Annotated in this window: 1 protein-coding gene; it reads right to left on the bottom strand. The window is 19.1% G+C overall.

Annotation, left to right across the window (positions count from 1 at the left end):
- Positions 1-54 precede the first annotated feature (54 nt).
- Positions 55-612 carry a DUF4390 domain-containing protein gene (locus tag GQX97_RS13430; RefSeq protein ID WP_013244330.1) on the bottom strand — a complete coding sequence of 186 codons (558 nt, stop codon included), beginning with the start codon at positions 610-612 and terminating at the stop codon, positions 55-57.
- Between the last annotated feature and the right edge of the window lie 82 nt (positions 613-694).

Below are 694 nucleotides of genomic sequence, written 5' to 3'. Positions count from 1 at the left end.
ATTTAATACAAAATCGGATTTTTACCTATAAATAATATAAGAAAATATAAATTATTATGACAATTCATCTAAATAAAAATTATTAGATTTTAACCATTTTATTCTATATTGTAATGGGGTTATCATATTAAAGAATGCATTTAAATATGGATAGGCATTTTCAAATTGTATTGACAGTCTTGTTTTAAAATAATATTTACTGTTTATATCAAGGTTATTTGTATTGATAATATCTACTCTATTTATTTGGCTTGTATTTCTAATTAATTCATAGAAGTTAGTATTTCTTGTTTCTGCCATAGTTTGTGAATTATATATAACGTATTCTTTAGTAAAAAAGTCATAATACATTCTTCTRAAGAAATGGGCGTCTTTTATACTGTCATCTAATAATAAATTTTCTTTAAATAGATTAACTCTAAAATTAAATGTAGTTATAATACCATTATCTAAGTATCTTTTAATATTATTATAAAAAACCATATCATTTCCAATATATACATTAGCATATAAAGTATTATTATATATATTTGCTCTTGCAAAATAAAGTCTTAATTCATATGGATATAATTGAAAGCTTATTATAATAAATAATGTTAATACATATTTCATAGTTATTAAATTATACTTAAMTTACTATAAAAGTAAAGCATACAAAAGAGTTGACTATATAAAAAAAAATATTATAATAATG

Source organism: Brachyspira sp. SAP_772, from assembly GCF_009755885.1.
Taxonomy (GTDB): domain Bacteria; phylum Spirochaetota; class Brachyspiria; order Brachyspirales; family Brachyspiraceae; genus Brachyspira.
This window is presented reverse-complemented; position numbering and strand designations above follow the sequence as displayed.